General features: G+C 54.5%; 8 protein-coding genes, 1 riboswitch and 2 other annotated features. Of the genes, 2 read left to right on the plus strand and 6 right to left on the minus strand.

Annotation, left to right across the window (positions count from 1 at the left end; all coding sequences use genetic code 11):
• The first annotated feature begins 5 nt into the window (after window positions 1–5).
• A complete protein-coding gene (locus ACFQ88_RS36660) occupies window positions 6–695 on the plus strand; it encodes a hypothetical protein (RefSeq protein WP_379462597.1) in 690 nt (229 codons plus the stop codon).
• A gap of 49 nt (window positions 696–744) precedes the next feature.
• Here ACFQ88_RS36660 and ACFQ88_RS36665 read toward each other — a convergent pair whose 3' ends face one another.
• The gene (locus ACFQ88_RS36665; RefSeq protein ID WP_379462599.1) at window positions 745–3,264 is read right to left on the minus strand and encodes an Ig-like domain-containing protein; all 2,520 of its coding nucleotides are present in this window, start codon (window positions 3,262–3,264) and stop codon (window positions 745–747) included.
• A gap of 616 nt (window positions 3,265–3,880) precedes the next feature.
• On the opposite strand from ACFQ88_RS36665, the gene ACFQ88_RS36670 reads away from it, so the two are divergent.
• A complete protein-coding gene (locus ACFQ88_RS36670) occupies window positions 3,881–5,836 on the plus strand; it encodes an ABC-F family ATP-binding cassette domain-containing protein (protein WP_379462601.1) in 1,956 nt (651 codons plus the stop codon).
• 280 nt (window positions 5,837–6,116) lie between these two features.
• On the opposite strand, the gene ACFQ88_RS36675 is transcribed toward ACFQ88_RS36670, so the two are convergent.
• The 5 genes from ACFQ88_RS36675 to guaA form a co-directional block, all read right to left on the minus strand.
• The gene (locus tag ACFQ88_RS36675) at window positions 6,117–8,729 is read right to left on the minus strand and encodes an alkaline phosphatase family protein (RefSeq protein ID WP_239630064.1); all 2,613 of its coding nucleotides are present in this window, start codon (window positions 8,727–8,729) and stop codon (window positions 6,117–6,119) included.
• Between the two features lie 426 nt (window positions 8,730–9,155).
• Window positions 9,156–9,986 (minus strand): class I SAM-dependent methyltransferase, encoded by an 831-nt coding sequence (locus ACFQ88_RS36680; protein ID WP_379462603.1) that lies wholly within the window; start codon window positions 9,984–9,986, stop codon window positions 9,156–9,158.
• Window positions 9,987–10,084: 98 nt separating this feature from the next.
• Window positions 10,085–11,683, minus strand: a complete 1,599-nt coding sequence (locus ACFQ88_RS36685) for a 2-isopropylmalate synthase (protein ID WP_239630066.1) — start codon at window positions 11,681–11,683, stop codon at window positions 10,085–10,087.
• Between the two features lie 116 nt (window positions 11,684–11,799).
• Window positions 11,800–12,083 (minus strand) — a binding site (T-box leader).
• A gap of 68 nt (window positions 12,084–12,151) precedes the next feature.
• Window positions 12,152–12,422 (minus strand) — a binding site (T-box leader).
• 126 nt (window positions 12,423–12,548) lie between these two features.
• Entirely contained in the window at window positions 12,549–13,943 is a 1,395-nt protein-coding gene (locus ACFQ88_RS36690; protein WP_379462606.1) for an NCS2 family permease, read from the minus strand.
• Window positions 13,944–14,141: 198 nt separating this feature from the next.
• A riboswitch (purine riboswitch) is annotated at window positions 14,142–14,242 on the minus strand.
• Between the two features lie 285 nt (window positions 14,243–14,527).
• The gene (guaA, locus tag ACFQ88_RS36695; RefSeq protein ID WP_379462608.1) at window positions 14,528–16,066 is read right to left on the minus strand and encodes a glutamine-hydrolyzing GMP synthase; all 1,539 of its coding nucleotides are present in this window, start codon (window positions 16,064–16,066) and stop codon (window positions 14,528–14,530) included.
• Between the last annotated feature and the right edge of the window lie 337 nt (window positions 16,067–16,403).

Here is a 16,403-nt window from a genome sequence, read left to right on the forward strand (position 1 = left end):
TCGCGATGAACTATAATCGGCTATTGGGAACCCTTGCCCTCACCGCGCTGATTGCCAGCGGCTGCGGCACACAGGCAAAGGATCAGGCGACGGCAGCCGCCTCAGCTTCCGGCTCGGCTAGCACTAGCGCTAGTACGGACGCTAGCGCATCGTCGTCCCAGCAAGAGAAGCAGGATAAACAGCAGAAACAGACCGTCAATTCGCAGCAGCGCCAAATGATGATGACATTCCAAACACTCGTTCGCATGGATAAACAAGAAGGATTGGCCATCACGAAGGAACAAGCTCAGCAAATGCTTCCCGTCGTGCAGGAGAGCGTAACCAAGGGTGAGCTTACTACGGATAACCAGACCAAGCTTGTCGAGAAGCTGACCGCGGAGCAGAAGAAATTTCTCGATGAGGCCGCAGCCCAAAGACCCGGCAAGCAAGGGGAAGCCGACGGTACGGCCATGCCGGCTCCAACCGATGAGCAGAAGCAGAAAATGGAGGAAGCCCGACAAAAGCGGAATCAACAGAAGTCCGATTCAGCCGCCACCGATTCCAATCAGGCTGGAAACCAGAGTCAGAACAATAAAGAGAATCCGCCGAAGAATGGGGATCGTCCCGGCGCAGGTGCAGGTGCAGGCGCAGGTATGGACCGCGGGAAAGCCATGTCCGACCAGCTGGTAGAGCTGCTGCAATCGAAGCTGAAATGAGAAAACCTCCAATCCCGCTGAACAAGCGGTTTTGGAGGTTTCCTTTCTATTAGCTGACTACAACGACAACGGTAGTCTTCTTTTTGGCGTAAGTTACGGTCACTGTTGCTTTCCCTTTACCGGTTGCTTTGATGATACCGTCCTTCACATCCACAACGCGGATGTTGGTTGATGTCCACAACGATGGAATCGTTACATCCTCTTCCGACAAATCATCGAATGTAGCGGTAGCTTTTACCTCCGCCGTTTCTCCCTGCTTCAGCTGCAGCGTCACGACATCGGTCTTCAAATATTTCAGCTTGTCGATCTCTACCGGAATGCCTACGCTCTTGCCACCGAACGAAGCCGAAATCGTTGCATTGCCGGCAGATACTCCGGTTACCAATCCTTCGGCTACGTCGGCAATTTTATAATTGCTCGATTTCCATTGGGCGCTGGAGCTGACATCCTTCTTGCTTCCGTCCGACAGAGTAGCCGTCAAGACGATTTGAACGGAAGAGCCGGACTTCGTCGTAATAAACCGCCGGTCTACATCCAATTGCTGAACAACTCCGATCTCGACCGAGATCGAAACCGATTTGCCGCCGTATTTGGCTGTAATCGTCACTTTGCCGCGTGCGACTGGAGTCACTACGCCTTTATCTACGGTAGCGATAGCGGCATTGCTCGAAGTCCACTCCGCATCGCCCGTTACGTCTCTTGGAGTGCCGCTGGCGTCCGTTGCGTTCAGAGTAATCGTCTTCGTTTCGCCCAAGTCGAAGTTGAGGAACGTCGGAGATGCCGACAGCTTGTCCGCCATATCGACCTGAACGGTAAACGTAATCGTTTTGCTGGAGAAGGACGCGGTAATCGTCGCTTCGCCGGAAGTAACGCCTGTCACTATCCCTGCATCAACCGTTGCGACTTTCGAGTTGGAGCTGGTCCATTCCGCATCCTTGCCGGCATTTTTGTCCTCGGTACCGTCGGTGTATGTTGCCGTCAAGTCCAGCGTCACTTTGTCTCCTTTTTGCAAGGAAAGATTCGTTTGGGTGCTGGAGGTCAGGCTTTTCAGTACGCCTACCGAAACTTGAATCGTCGTCGTTCTCGTTCCGTATTTGGCCGTGATGGTTGCCGTACCGGTACCTACCCCGGTAATCGTGCCTTTGCTTACACCCGCAATATCCGGAGCGCTGGAAGTCCATTCCGCCAGCTCGGTAACATCTACCGTTTTATCCTTGTAAATCGCGTTCAACGTAAGCTTCTCATAGCTTCCAAGCTGGAAGCTTATTTTGCTCTCGTTAGGCTTGATCATGATCGGAATGTCCACCGAAACCTTGATCGTGACGCTTTTCTCGCCATAGGTAGCCGTGATCGTTGCTTCACCCGCTTTATGGGCGATCACCTTGCCGCTTACAACCGAGGCAACGGCTTCGTTATCGCTCGACCACTTGGCCTGGCTTGTCACTTCCTCGTTCTTTCCGTCGGCAAAAGTAGCTCTAACCTCCAAAGCTTCCTCTTCGCCCGACTTCATGTCGAGGGAATCTTTATTGGGTTCGAGTCTTCTCGGCACATCGACATCAACGACGACCGTTACGGACTTCTGGCCGTATTTCGCCGTGATTGTCGCTTCACCCGTTGCTATCGCGAACAGCTTGCCCTTCACTACGCTGACGACGGCATCATTGCTCGAAGACCATTCCGCCCGATCGTTGATCACTTCCGTATTGCCTTCGGCATACGTCGCCTTCAGCTCCAGCTGCTCGGATTCGTTCTTCTTCAATAGAACTGTTTCCTTGCCGAGCGACAGCTTGATCGCATTATCTACATCGACTTTAATCGTCGTTGATTTCGTTCCATAGGTAGCCGTGATGTTGGCTTGACCCGGTCCGTATCCGGTAATCGTTCCTTTCAATACGTCCGCAACCTCCGGGTTATCGGACTCCCAATCGGCGATAGCCGAAACCTCTTCCTTCGTTCCGTCTGGATACGTCGCGAACAGCTTGACCTGCTCTCCTTCCGGATTGATAAGCAGGGACAGCTTCGATTTTTCCGCATCGACGCGTTTGACGATCTCGATACTAACCGGAATCGATACGGTTTGGTTGTTATATTTGGCCGTAATGACCGCCGTACCGGAGCTTTGTCCCGTCACTTTACCGTTGACGACCGTCGCCACCTGGCCGTTGTCGATGTTCCACTCCGCTTTGGTCGTTACATCCTCGGAAGTACCGTCGTCATAATAAGCGGTCAGCGTAACCTGCTCTTCCTTGCCTTTGCGCAAATCGATCGTTTGCTTATCCTTGATCAAAGACCGTACACGCTTCGTTACCGTCACATTGACTATGACCGTTTTCCCCAGGTAGGTTGCCGTAATGACAGCCTTCCCTTCCTTCTTCGCCGTTACGGCTCCCGCATATACGGAGGCGATGTCAGCCGCACCGGAGTTCCAATCGGTTTTAACCGTTACGTTCTCTGTCGATCCTGTATCAAAAACAGCCGTCGCCGTCAGCGATACGGTACTGCCTACTTCCAACGTAAGCTCATTTTTATTGAGGACCAGGCTGGAAATCTCCGCCGCCATCGCAGTCATAGCGCCAAAACTGCTTGAAACCAACGTCAAAATAAGTAACCATACCAACAACTTTGATGCCCGTAAACCCATTATTTCATCTCCCTAGTCTTTTTTCTCTCCGCATCAGAACCGTTGAAAGCCTTTGTCTAGAGGTGGACGGAATCGTACTTTTCTTATATCGACAAATTCAGTCAAAAAGTTTAGTTTTTCAACCTGAAAATTCGCTGAAATTCCTGTCTTTTCCTAGCGGCACCCCGACCGCCTCTGCACTAGAAACCGGCAGCCGCCCGTCAACATGTGGATAACGCAGCCTGTGGATATGTTGATATGAGGAAGCAAATCTATGCACAATCCTGATTTTTCGCCTGTTAATTTGTGTATAAACCTGTGTATAATGTAGTTCAAGAGACCGGTTTGATACACTCCGTCCCAAAGCACGGATGTTTCATCTGCTGCCGGGTTCTTATATGGAAACCAATGACTCAGGCTGAAAAGTCGGCCGGAACATGGTACACTAGCTATACCAACCTGCTGAGCAAAATAGATTGTCGAACTCCGGGTCGGCAACCATGAAAATATTGACGAATCATCGTCGGCTATTATGAATGCGTAAATTATTAGGAGGCTTTTATTCATGCTGCTGCAAGTATCGGGAATTACAAAAAGCTACGGCATCAACACCGTGCTTTCCAATATATCGCTGCAAATCGAACCGAGGGAACGCATCGGCCTCGTCGGGGTGAACGGCGCAGGCAAATCGACTTTGCTGCAAATTATCGCCGGGGAGATGTCCTACGATTCGGGGGATATTTTCAAAGCGAAGGAAACGAAGGTCGGCTATTTAAAACAAAACAGCGGCCTGAACTCGGACAAATCGATCTGGGAGGAACTGCGCAGCGTCTTCGATCATCTGCATGAAGCGGAGAAGGAGCTCCGCAAGCTGGAAGCCATGATGTCCGATCCGGCCGTACTGGCTAACGAAAAGCAAACCGAGGACACGATGAAGCGCTACGCCTCGCTGTCCGAATGGTTCAAGGAGCAGGGCGGCTACGAGGCGGATGCCCGTATCCGCGGCATATTGCACGGGATGGGCTTCGGCGATTTCGCGCCGGACACCGTCATCAACACGTTGAGCGGAGGCCAAAAGACGCGTCTCGCCTTGGCCAAAATGCTGCTGCAGGCTCCCGATTTGCTGCTTCTGGACGAGCCGACGAACCATCTCGACATTCAGACTCTTACGTGGCTCGAGGGCTATTTGCGCTCGTACTCCGGGGCTATTCTGGTCGTGTCCCATGACCGGTATTTTTTGGACGCGCTCGTCAATGCCATTTACGAAATCGAACGGACGACATCCAAGCGCTATACGGGCAATTACACCCGTTATGTCGAGATCAAGCAGGCCGATTACGAAATCCAGCTGAAGCAGTTCGAAAAGCAGCAGGAGGAAATCGCCAAGATGGAGGAGTTCGTCCAGCGCAACATCGTCCGCGCTTCCACGACCAAGCGGGCGCAAAGCCGCCGCAAGGCGCTGGAGAAGATGGACCGTCTGGATAAGCCGATGGGCGAATTGAAACGGGCGAGCTTCGCGTTCGAGGTGGAGCAGCCGTCCGGCAAGGAAGTGCTGCAGGTAAGCGGCGTGTCCGTATCGTACGATAGCAGCAAGCCGCTATTGAAGGACGTGTCCTTCCAGCTGCGCCGGGGAGATACGGCCGCCCTGATCGGGCCGAACGGGATCGGCAAATCGACGCTGCTGAAGACGCTGATCGGAGATCAGCAGCCGGACAAAGGCGACATCCGCTGGGGAGCCAACGTCCGGATCGGCTACTACGATCAGGAGCAAAAGGGACTGAATCCGAACAATACCGTCTTGGGCGAAGTATGGGATGCGTTCCCGAACCTGGAGGAAGCAAGGATTCGTACCGTTCTGGGGAGCTTCTTGTTCAGCGGCGAGGACGTGTTCAAAAAAGTATCGTCCTTGAGCGGCGGCGAGAAAGCCCGCGTCTCTCTCGCCAAGCTGATGCTGGAGAAGGCCAACGTCCTTATTCTCGACGAGCCTACCAACCATCTGGACCTGTTCAGCAAGGAAGTGCTGGAGTCGGCCCTGATCGACTATGAGGGCACGCTGCTGTTTATTTCCCATGACCGGTACTTTTTGAACAAGATGGCCGAGCAGATGCTAGAGCTGTCCGGCGATGGAGTCACTCCTTATTTGGGCAACTATGACGACTATGTGGAAAAGAAGCAGGAGCTCGCGGAGATGGAGCAGCAGCGGCTGGCCATGGAAGCCGCCAAAAGCAAGAGCGGCGGAGGTGCGACAGCGAGCAAAGCCGCGGCAGCGCAAGCTTCGGAGAGCGGCTACGAGGCCAATAAGCAGGCGAAGCGCGATGAACGGACGAAGCAGCGCAAGCTCGAGCAGCTGGAGCAGACGATAGCCAAGCTCGAAGAGGAGATCGCCTCCATCGAGGAGGAGCTAGCCCTGCCGGAAGTGTACAACGACTATGTGCTGGTACAGCAGAAGAACGAAGCGATCGAACAGAAAAAAGCCCAGCTGGCGGACTGCTACGAGCAGTGGGAGCAGCTGGCGGAGTAAAAGATGGAAGGCGCCTGACGGGATGTCGGGCGCCTTTTCACATGCCGGGAAGTCCGATGGACTTTTCGGCTTTTTTATTTGGAGGGGCGTTTAAGGCAGCACGCCCCATCGGCATTGGGTATGTGCTGCATTGGGATTTCCCAGCAGCACGGCTCTTGCAGATGGAGCGAGCTTGTGGTGATATCCGCAGCAAGCTCGCTCCAGGGATTCTGGTGATTACAGAGTCGTAATCACCATGCACTTGCCTTGGGCGACTGATCGGCTGACTGACCAAAGACGATCAGGCGCCCTCCAGCTTGAGCAGCAGCAGAGGCACGCTGCTGTAAATGATCATCGTCCCGGCCGCGACGATGCCCGAGTCATTGAGCAGGAGCGCGGCGATTGCTCCGATCACATTGGCTGCGCATCCGTACATAATGTACGGGTAGCGCCTTTGCCACCGGCGAAACAGCCCGCGCGGCCGGAGCACCAGCACGGCCATAACGACCATGCTGGTGAGCAGCACCTTGCTCCAGGCCGAGACGCCGATCAGGTGCCAATTCATCTGCAGCTTGCGCACGATGATGGCCCAGATGATGTCGAGGCGACCCTGGAGCAGCGTATCGAATGCGCGGCCGATATGGCTCTGGCCGCCGCCTGTTGTGGCTGCGCTTGGATTCAGCAGCCACAGGAGCACGAGCGCGGCGCCGAGCAGCAGCGCGAGGGCGGGCGCCGTGCGCAGCCAGCGGCGCCCGCTAGCCAGGCGCGCACCAAGCGCGCCGAAGCCCACCGCCGCGGACAGCGCTCCGCCGGCGTTGGTGCCAAGCGCGGGCGCCGCGAGGTAGCCCGCGACGGCGGCGCCGACGGCCGCGGCGGGCCAAGCGCGCCAGACGGCCGCCGCTCGCGCCGCCAAGCGGCTCCGGCGCCGGGTGCCCGGCGCTGCGGCATGCGCGGCGACGGCGCTCGCTATCGGGCCGCGGGCACGCAGCCACGGCGCAAGCGTGCCTGCGCCCGTGAGCCGCCAGGCGGCGCGGCCGCTTGGCTGCGGCTCCGGCGCGCCGTGCAGCAGCGCGGGCGTATGGCTGCCGCTGCCGGGCACGGCGGCTGCCGCCGGCTGTTGCGCCTCGGCCGTCTGCGCAGGCGGGAGGCCTGCCCCGCCGTCGCTAGCGGCAGCGCTGCGGCTCTGGCGGCGGGCGGCCAGCACCGCCTGCTGCAGCGCCGTAAGGCCGAGCAGCGCGGCGCCGAGCAGCACGCCCATGCATTCGTTGCCCATGCCGTAGTAACGGGCCCCGATCATCGGGTCGTAGCCCAGCACGGAGCGCTGCATCGCTTTGGCGCCGTGCATGCCGTCATAGAGCAGCAGCAGCGTCACCAAGCTGCCGCTTCCAGCCAAGCAGGCTGCGAATCCGCCCGGCTTCCTCGAATACACGGCGCAGCCTGCGCTTAAAGCCGCCACTGCTCCCAATGCAACAGCCGCTGTCCAGCCCGAAGGCTCTCCAGGCAGCCACCCCATCGACAGCAGCCCGGCTGGCGCCAGCAGCAAGGAGAATAGCAGCGCTTTACCAACTGCCGCTGTCCTTTGCCCAATCCGCTCCCCTGCAAACATGGCAACGATCAGAACAAGAAGCATAACCGCAACTTCATATATAGCCAGCCCGTACAGCAAAGGGGGCCGCAGAGCATAAATTTGCCGCATCTCGCGCACCTGGCTCAGGAGTGTTTCCAATCCTGCACCCTCTTGCTCTGCTTGAATCGGCAGCCCGATCATCTCCTCCGATCCAGGAAGTCCGAACCGTCCCAACAGCGTAGGGGCAATATCTACTAACGAAACGATTCCTTGCCGTCTTGTCGTAGCCGAGGTCAGCAGGCCCTCGTTTTGCTCCGTACCTTTTGAGGGAACGATCAGCAGTGGCCCCAGATAAGCTTTTTGCTTCACCGCATCCGCGTGAACTTGAGGACTGAACATCCACAGCTCGGAGTGGTCTCCCGGCGTGCCTGAATCCATGGTACGAACGATTTGGCCGATGAATCGATCCATTTCAGCGAGTACGCTTCGTTTGGCAATGGCAAACGCCTCGTCCGAGTAGTACGATTTTTCATCGTAAAGCCGTTGAAAATCACCGAGCTCCATCAAAGTAACCGATGGAGATGGCTGTTCAAGCCAGCGCTTCAGCAGCCACGGATAATTCGTTCTCCAGCCTGCCGGACCCAAAGGATCGCGGAGCAAGCCCGCACCGCTTACATCCCCGGATGGTACCGTGCTTGATCCGTCCATCAGCATGAGCGGAGCGTACCGGCGATGCATGTTCCTCGCCTCTTTCTCCGGCATAGTTCCCGGTTTGGCCGCTCCGGCCCGATCTGCATTCCCCCAGACGCTAAGCCTGATTCCTGCCGCCCGGAGCTTCTCTCCAAGCAGACCCGGCTGCGCCTTATAGTAGTTGGATGCATTTTGTCTGCGCATCGCTTCCGCTTCCTTCACAACGATAGCGCTGTCCGTTTCATGACCGCCGTACCGCCTATATCGTTGCCCCGCGGGTTCTCCCTGAACGCGCTCCTCACGCTGCATGCCTTGCACACCCGGGCTCCCTTCGGCAAAATGCCCGGCGCCTAAAGACAAATACACATCCTCGAGTCCACGGCCCGGCGTCCGGATATTCATCGAGCCCCAAGCTCCCCGCCGGCCAAGGCCGGTCAACACAGGCATAGCCGCCGCATCGGGCTGTTCCAGCTCCAAGAAGGAAAAGCCGGGTATAGACAAAAGCAGCAATTTAGCGGGATCCGGCCCTATCGCTTTGCCGCTTGGTACGGAAGACTCTGAAAGCTGCTGCAACTCCGCGGCTAGACCGCTGAACGGAACCATGCACATACCCATCAGCAGAGCTAATGCAGCGCAGCGACGATATCGAGCAATCATACGGGATGTTCTCCTTACATTTCATAATGTGAACGTTACAGGAAGGTCATTAATTATGACGAGCTGCTTTGAGCTACTTTCCCCCATAATTCTCCTGTTTATCCATCCTGTGCATAGACGGGGTTCCCATACGCTTATCCACATGGTTATCAACAGAGAAAAGTCGATAAATAACTAGAAAAATCGCCGTTTTGCCGCTCATCCACAGATTTGTCCACATTATCCACAGAAAACACCGATTTGGATTATCCACCTGCCCCCTGTCGAATGAGGCAGTTTTTTTGCCCATTTACAGCCTCTTTACAAACTTATGCACATTATACACAAAGGCTGTGGATAACTATATCCACAGCCTTTGTCTTCTTCACTTTAGAAGCCCTATTATCCGCCATTCGTTGTATGGACATAAGTAGCGCAATCCGAGGTTTAACTACCTCCAACAACCTTCACGCCAATGTACAAAATATGCGGCGAAACGCCCAGCAAATACGGATTGTCCGCCGTCTCCTTCAACAGCTCGAAAAGGGTCTCCATCTCCGCTTCTCCCCGGCTTCGCCAGTAGCTCCATTGATCCGGCTGCAGCAGGGATGCGATGTTCGAGCTGCCGATCATTTTCACCATGGCGAACCCATACTTGCTCATAAAAGGCTGGATGTCTTCCACCCACGTATAATACGCCCCGGTAAACCGTCCCTCATCGCTATGGTCAAAAGCGCCGGATTCCATAAACGCCGCGATTTGCTCCGCGCTGTCATTAGGCTTCCACTGACGAGGATGCAGCAGCGAGGAGATCAAATGCCTCGTTCGCGGCATAAAAGCGACGAATACGACGCCTCCCGGCTTCGTCACCCGGTAGAGCTCCTTGACCGCCTTCGCCCGATCCTCCTCAGCCTGCAGATGATACATAGGTCCGAGCATCAGGGAAGCGGCGAACCGATCCCTCTCGAGACAGCTCAGATCCATCGCATCGGCAGAATGGAATCCGTCGAACTGTCCCTCCAGGCCCAGCTCCTTGGCTTTACTCTGTGCCATGTTTACAAGCTTGGGGGTGATATCCGTTACCGTAACCCGGTAGCCGCTTGCGGCCAGCTTCATCGAATATTTGCCCGGTCCAGCCCCATTGTCCAGGACGGGTCCCGCTTCGGGCTTAGGCAGATAAGCCTTCATGAAATGCCAGTTGATCATCATTTCAACAGGCTCCCGATCAAGCCTTCCCCACTCGTCAAACGATTCGTAATACTTTACGATGGCGCTCATGGTCGACTCCCCCTAATACCATAGGTTATTGCCGGCAAATCAACGATGCGGACATTTTCACACGGTCACATTCGCAGAAAGCCCTACTTTCTTGCTCCTTACCCTGCGGAAACCGCTCCTTGCACTTGTCTGTTTGCGACATGCTCGCGAACCGCCTGGTTACACGCAGCCATGAACGCCTGAGCGACCGCCATCAGCACATCGCGATGGATCGATACGCCTCGGTACGTATTCTCAGCAGCACTTACCGTTACGATCGCTTCCCCGTTCGCTTCCTCGCCGGAAGATAACGAGTACAGCTCCAAATCGGCAAAATCGACTTCGATCGGCAGCATCTGCTTGATCCCTGCAACCAGCGCCTCTACCGGGCCTTCGCCGGTTCCCGATGTGACGATTTCCTCACCGGTTACATTGTCCTTGATGGTGCAGGAAGCCATCCGGTGACCGGTCGTTCCCGTCAATACTTGAGCTTGAACCAGCGTGTACGGCTCCAGCACCGTATTCACCGTATGTCCGACCAGCTCCATCAACTGATGATCCTGAACCACCTTTTGCGCATCAGCCAATTGCTTGAATTTGATGTACAACGTCTCCATTTGTTCGTCGGTCAGCTGGACTCCGTACTGGCTTACACGGTGCTTGATCGCATGGCGGCCGGAATGCTTGCCCAAAATGATCATGCTGCGCGGAACGCCCAACCGGTCGGGATCCATGATCTCGTAGGTGCTGCGATTTTTCAGCAAGCCGTCCTGATGAATGCCCGCCTCATGCTGGAACGCATTGCGTCCGACGATCGGCTTGTTGAACGCGATAGGGAAGCTCATGGCGCGGCTTACTTTTTGCGATACCTCGTAAATGTGCTCCGTACGGATCCCCGTCTCGGCACCCAACGCTTCCTTGCGCGTCTCTACCGCCATCACCAGCTCCTCCAGCGAGCAATTGCCGGCTCTCTCGCCTACGCCGTTCACTGTCACCTCTACCTGCGTTACCCCTGCACGGATCGCCGCCAAGCTGTTGGCTACGGCAAGGCCCAAATCGTTATGGCAGTGAGCGCTGAACTCGACCTTGTCGCTGCCGCGAACGTTGTTCATAACGCGGGTGAACATAGCGCCGTACTCCTCCGGAAGCGCGTAGCCGACCGTGTCCGGAATATTGATGATTGTCGCTCCTTCCTGAATGACTGCTTCAATCATTTCAAACAAGAACTCATCTCCGGTTCTCGTCGCATCCATAGGAGAAAATTCGACACGGTCCACAAACTGCTTCGCATAAGCGACCATCGAACGGGCAATGTGAATGACCTGCTCTCTCGACTTGCGCAGCTGGAAGTCCAAATGAATGTTCGACGACGAAAGGAACATGTGCAATCTGCGGCGCTCCGCCGCTTCGGTAGCTCGAACCGCGGCATCGATATCCTCTTTGACCGCTCGGCCGAAGCCGCATATTTCCACACCCTGGATTTCACGGGAAATTTGCTGTACGGCCATGAAATCGCCGGGGCTCGAAATAGGGAAGCCGGGCTCGATCACATCGACACCCAAACGGGCCAATTGCTTTGCAATGACGATTTTTTGCTCTGGGTGCAAGGAAGCTCCCGGCGCTTGCTCGCCGTCTCTCAAGGTCGTATCGAAAATACGGATTCGTCTCACAGCTTTATTCGTTTCTTTCGCGGATGGGTTTTGGTTGTTCGTTGTCATGGGTAATTCCTCCTCAAAAATGAATGGTTGCTTGCCTGCCTCGTGCATCAATCTCTTATTCGTTTGCTTGTTGTCCTACGCCCTGCGGTAAATACAAAAAGACCCGCCGTCTCCTTGTAAGAGACGACAGGCCTTAGGCTGCCGCGGTACCACTCTCGTTGACTCCTCTGTTCGGGGAGTCCACCTCGCTCGCAATCCGGTAAGGGAGCTTGCACTCCCTTGCCCGGTTCATTGCGCCCCCTGTCACGTGGGGCTAATCCGTCAAAGCTTACTTGCCAGCTGCGCTGGGTTCCGCCTTGCCGCTCCCGGGCGAGCTTCTGGCATCCGTTGACTGCGTCGCACCGACCCGCAGCTCTCTGATCATCCGGATTACCCTACTGTTCCCGTTCCAAGCGTTTGATCTATGGAATTGTTCATCTCGTTAATGTTTGATTGTCTTAATAACCAAAAAAGGCCTGCCGTCTCCTTGTAAGAGACGACAGACCTTGTCTATCGCGGTACCACTCTTGTTGACCCCGGCTTGCAGCCGAAAGTCCGCCTTAGTGTGCCTGGGCGTTCAAATCGCCGGCACTGCCTGATCACGGGGGCAATCCGTCGTAGCCTACTTTCCGATGCAGCGCTACATCGTTTCGGCTCCGCCGCTCCCGGGCGAGCTTCGTTGGCTTCTCCGACTGCGTTGCACCACCCGCAGCTCTCTGTACAGATCCGGCCGACTACTGTTCCCGTTCTTCGCGTTTTTGATATTGTTTGCAATTATAGTATGTCATTTTCCAATTGTCAATGCGTGATTTTTCAAAATATTTTACAAACATGAAAAAAGCCCCGGTGTCCCTGATCAGGAACATCGAGGCTAGTACATTAAAGATTATTCTCCGCCAAGCATCGTATAGCGGAATATAATTAGCACCGCAAGCACCCACATCAGCCAATGCACCTTGTGGTCATTGCGGCCGCCCCAACGGGATACCGTAGCCAAAATGACATACGTCACGATACCGAAAGAAATACCGTTAGCGATATTGTAAGTGAACGGCATCATTACGATAACCAGAAATGCAGGAATCGCAACAACCAGGTCTTGGAAGTCGATTTCCTTAACGGACTGCATCATCAGCACACCGACAACAATCAAAGCCGCCGCGGTTGCGGAGCCGGGAATCAATGCGGCAATCGGAGCCAGGAACAGGGCAAGCAGGAAACATACGCCCGTAGTTACTGCGGTCAAGCCTGTACGGCCGCCTTGCGCCACGCCTGCAGCACTTTCGATGTAAGCCGTAACCGTGCTTGTACCAACCAATGCGCCGCCGCTCACCGCGACTGCATCGACCATCATTGCTTTACCGACTTTTTTGTTGCCTTCTTCTTTATTTTTCATAAACCCGGCACGGTTGGCCGTACCAACGAGCGTACCGAAGGTGTCAAACAATTCCACGAAGGTAAACGTTAAAATGACCGTAATGATACCGGTGTTCAGCAAGCCCTTGAAGTCAAACTCGGCAAAAGCCAGCTTGGTCAAATCAGGGACCCAAGTCGTTTTCGCATCGGTCAATGTCGCGAAATTCACCTGTCCCATGAGCATACCGATGACCGTCGTCAGCAAAATGCCGTACAAAATCGCGCCGCGTACTTTAAGTACCATCAATACCGAGATCAGGATAAGACCGATAATACAAAGCACGACGTTCGGGTCTTTCAGGCTACCCAAATGAATGACCGTCTCGAACGAAAGCAAATCCGTATACTGGTGAGCTTTGACGTCATTGGACGTTTCGGCGGCAATAGTCATCAGACCGCTGTTTTTCAAGCCGACGATCGTAATGAACAAGCCGATCCCCACGGTAATTGCATGCTTCAAGCTGTCAGGAACCGCAACCAGCAGCATTTGCCGCACTTTCGTTACGGTCAAGATGATGAAAATAATCCCGGAAATAAAAACAGCCGCTAATCCCATTTGATACGTAAACGTGCCTTGAGAAGCCAAAATCACCGTTGCGAAGTAAGCGTTCAAGCCCATTCCCGGAGCGAGAGCAACCGGAAAGTTGACGAACAAGCCCATAGCAATCGTCATAACGCCGGCAGCGATGGCGGTAGCCAAGAAGACAGCCGTCCAGTCCATGCCTGTTGCGCCAGAGCCAAAGTTGCTGAGAATGTTCGGATTTACGGCAAGAATATACGCCATCGTCATAAACGTGGTCAAGCCCGCCATGATTTCCGTGCGCACGTTGGTGCCGTTTTCCTTCAGCTTAAAAAATCGATCCATTCCCCAAATCCCTCCATTGGTTTTTGGAACAACGAAAAAATCCGGCTTTGATCACAGATCAAAAGGCCGGACTTACAAGCAAAGCACGGTGGAGCTGCGGCATCCTTCAATCGAGGCACGGACCGGGGATTCGTCGGGCTCCTCTCAAGAGGCGTCCTCTGAATCGTACGGTGATGCTTATCGGCAGATATCCGTGATTCCAGCGCTTTGTTTGTTCGTAGCCAGATCATTTACGGTGATCTCGTAGAAACTCCCAGGCCAATCCCCGGGATTATACGAAACTGTTATTCCCTACATATTCTTCATTTATTCTAAAATTCATGACGAAACTTGTCAATCGATTTTTCCGAACATTTGCAAACAAATTTTGCTATATGTTCGTTTTATTGATTTTCACTGAAGGGAAGGTTAGCGGCTGGGTTCTTTACCTAATGAGTGTGATGTTGGCATAGTCGCGGAATGGAGCCCTAGACTGCTAATTGCGAGCGATATTGATGCAAACAGAAAGAGCCCTTTTCCAAGGCGGAAAAAGGCCCTTATATCTATGCCGTGTCAGCAGGCAGTCCTTCTGCACAAGCGAATGATTATTCCCACTCAATCGTGGCCGGCGGTTTGGACGTAACGTCGTACACAATCCGGTTCACGTTGTCGACTTCGTTGACGATACGAACGGAAATTTTCTCCAGAACGTCCCATGGAATGCGCGCCCAGTCAGCGGTCATTCCGTCGATGGAAGTAACTGCGCGAATGCCTACCGTGTAGGAATACGTACGCGCGTCACCCATAACGCCAACGCTCTTCATGTTCGGCAGCGCAGTGAAGTACTGCCAAATTTCGCGGTCGAGTCCGGCTTTGGCGATTTCGTCGCGCAGGATCGCGTCGGATTCGCGCACGATCTCGAGCTTCTCTTCGGTCACTTCGCCCAGCACGCGGATCGCAAGACCCGGTCCAGGGAACGGCTGGCGCCATACGATAGCTTCAGGAAGGCCGCACTCTTCGCCTACTTTACGAACTTCATCCTTGAACAATGCTTTAAGAGGCTCAACCAGCTCGAATTTCATATCTTCCGGCAATCCGCCCACGTTATGATGCGATTTGATCGTGTGAGCCGTCGCCGTGCCGCTTTCTACGATATCCGTGTACAAGGTACCTTGCGCCAAGAACGCGAAATCGTCGAATTGCGCCGACTCCTCCTCGAACACGCGGATAAACTCGTTGCCGATAATTTTCCGTTTTTGCTCCGGATCGTCCACTCCGGCCAATTTGCCCAGGAAACGCTCGCGCGCGTCGATTTTGACCACTTTCATATCGAACTTGCCGACAAAGGTCTCCATAACGCCTTCCGCTTCCCCTTTGCGCAGCAAGCCGTGGTCGATGAACATACAAGTCAATTGGTCTCCGATCGCCTTATGAATCAGCATCGCCACAACGGAGGAATCCACGCCTCCGCTCAATGCGCACAGTACCTTTTTGTCGCCTACCTGCGCACGGATATCGCGAATCGTATCCTCGATAAAGCTTTCCATGCTCCAGTCGCCGGCACAGCCGCACACGTGGTACAGGAAATTGTGGATCATGTCGTTACCGTACACGGAGTGGCGCACTTCCGGATGGAACTGAACCGCGAACATCTGCTTCTCCGGGTGGCTCATCGCCGCTACCGGAGCATGCTCCGTGCTGGCATCAACGACGAAGCCTGCAGGCGGCTCGACAACGAGGTCGCTGTGGCTCATCCATACCGTTTGCTTTTTGTCCAGGTTATGCACGAGGCCGCAGTGGTCGGCGAAATCAACCTCCGCTTTTCCGTATTCGCGCTTCGACGCTCTTTCCACTTTTCCTTGAAGCTGATGAGCCATCAGCTGCATCCCGTAGCAAATGCCCAGGATCGGCACGCCTAAATCGTACACGCCCGGATCTACCAGCGGGGAATCTTCACCGTATACGCTCGCAGGTCCTCCCGAGAATACGATCCCCTTAGGCTGAATTTGCTTCAGCTTCTCGGCAGACGTGTTGTAAGGCAGCAGCTCGCTGTATACACCCAAATCCCTGATCCGGCGAGCGATCAGCTGGTTGTACTGTCCGCCAAAGTCCAGCACTACAATAATTTCATTCGGCTTGTCCATATTGTCCTCCTTAAAAGTTCGTTCCAGTTCGTTCAACTAAACATACAACAGATGAGCTATCGTTCCCGCGGGCGGTAAAGCCAGGTTCGCACGCAAGCGTCAGCCTTTTCGATCCGACAAAAAGTATGGCGCTCTGCTCTAAATCAATAGTCATTATTATAAGCTTACGGAAAAGAAAGGGCAATGCCTGTGTCGAAAAAGGACGATAGGCAATAAGAGTCGTTCCTAGTATTGTCATTTTTCACTAGCGTCACTAAATTTGCGCAAAAAAATCCTCCCTGCCGGGAAGCGCAAGCAGCGGGAAATTTTTCGAGGCCGGAAGGAAATCCGGCTGTTC

Origin of the sequence: Paenibacillus sp. NPDC056579 (genome assembly GCF_042793215.1) — a bacterium.
Lineage (GTDB): Bacteria > Bacillota > Bacilli > Paenibacillales > NBRC-103111 > Paenibacillus_S.

Bases quoted from the DNA above. Each gene is read 5' to 3' on its own strand.
- ACFQ88_RS36660 (WP_379462597.1), top strand. From the start codon at position 6: ATGAACTATAATCGGCTATTGGGAACCCTTGCCCTCACCGCGCTGATT.
- ACFQ88_RS36665 (WP_379462599.1), bottom strand. From the start codon at position 3,264: ATGACTGCGATGGCGGCGGAGATTTCCAGCCTGGTCCTCAATAAAAAT.
- ACFQ88_RS36670 (WP_379462601.1), top strand. From the start codon at position 3,881: ATGCTGCTGCAAGTATCGGGAATTACAAAAAGCTACGGCATCAACACC.
- ACFQ88_RS36675 (WP_239630064.1), bottom strand. From the start codon at position 8,729: ATGATTGCTCGATATCGTCGCTGCGCTGCATTAGCTCTGCTGATGGGT.
- ACFQ88_RS36680 (WP_379462603.1), bottom strand. From the start codon at position 9,986: ATGAGCGCCATCGTAAAGTATTACGAATCGTTTGACGAGTGGGGAAGG.
- ACFQ88_RS36685 (WP_239630066.1), bottom strand. From the start codon at position 11,683: ATGACAACGAACAACCAAAACCCATCCGCGAAAGAAACGAATAAAGCT.
- ACFQ88_RS36690 (WP_379462606.1), bottom strand. From the start codon at position 13,943: ATGGATCGATTTTTTAAGCTGAAGGAAAACGGCACCAACGTGCGCACG.
- guaA (WP_379462608.1), bottom strand. From the start codon at position 16,066: ATGGACAAGCCGAATGAAATTATTGTAGTGCTGGACTTTGGCGGACAG.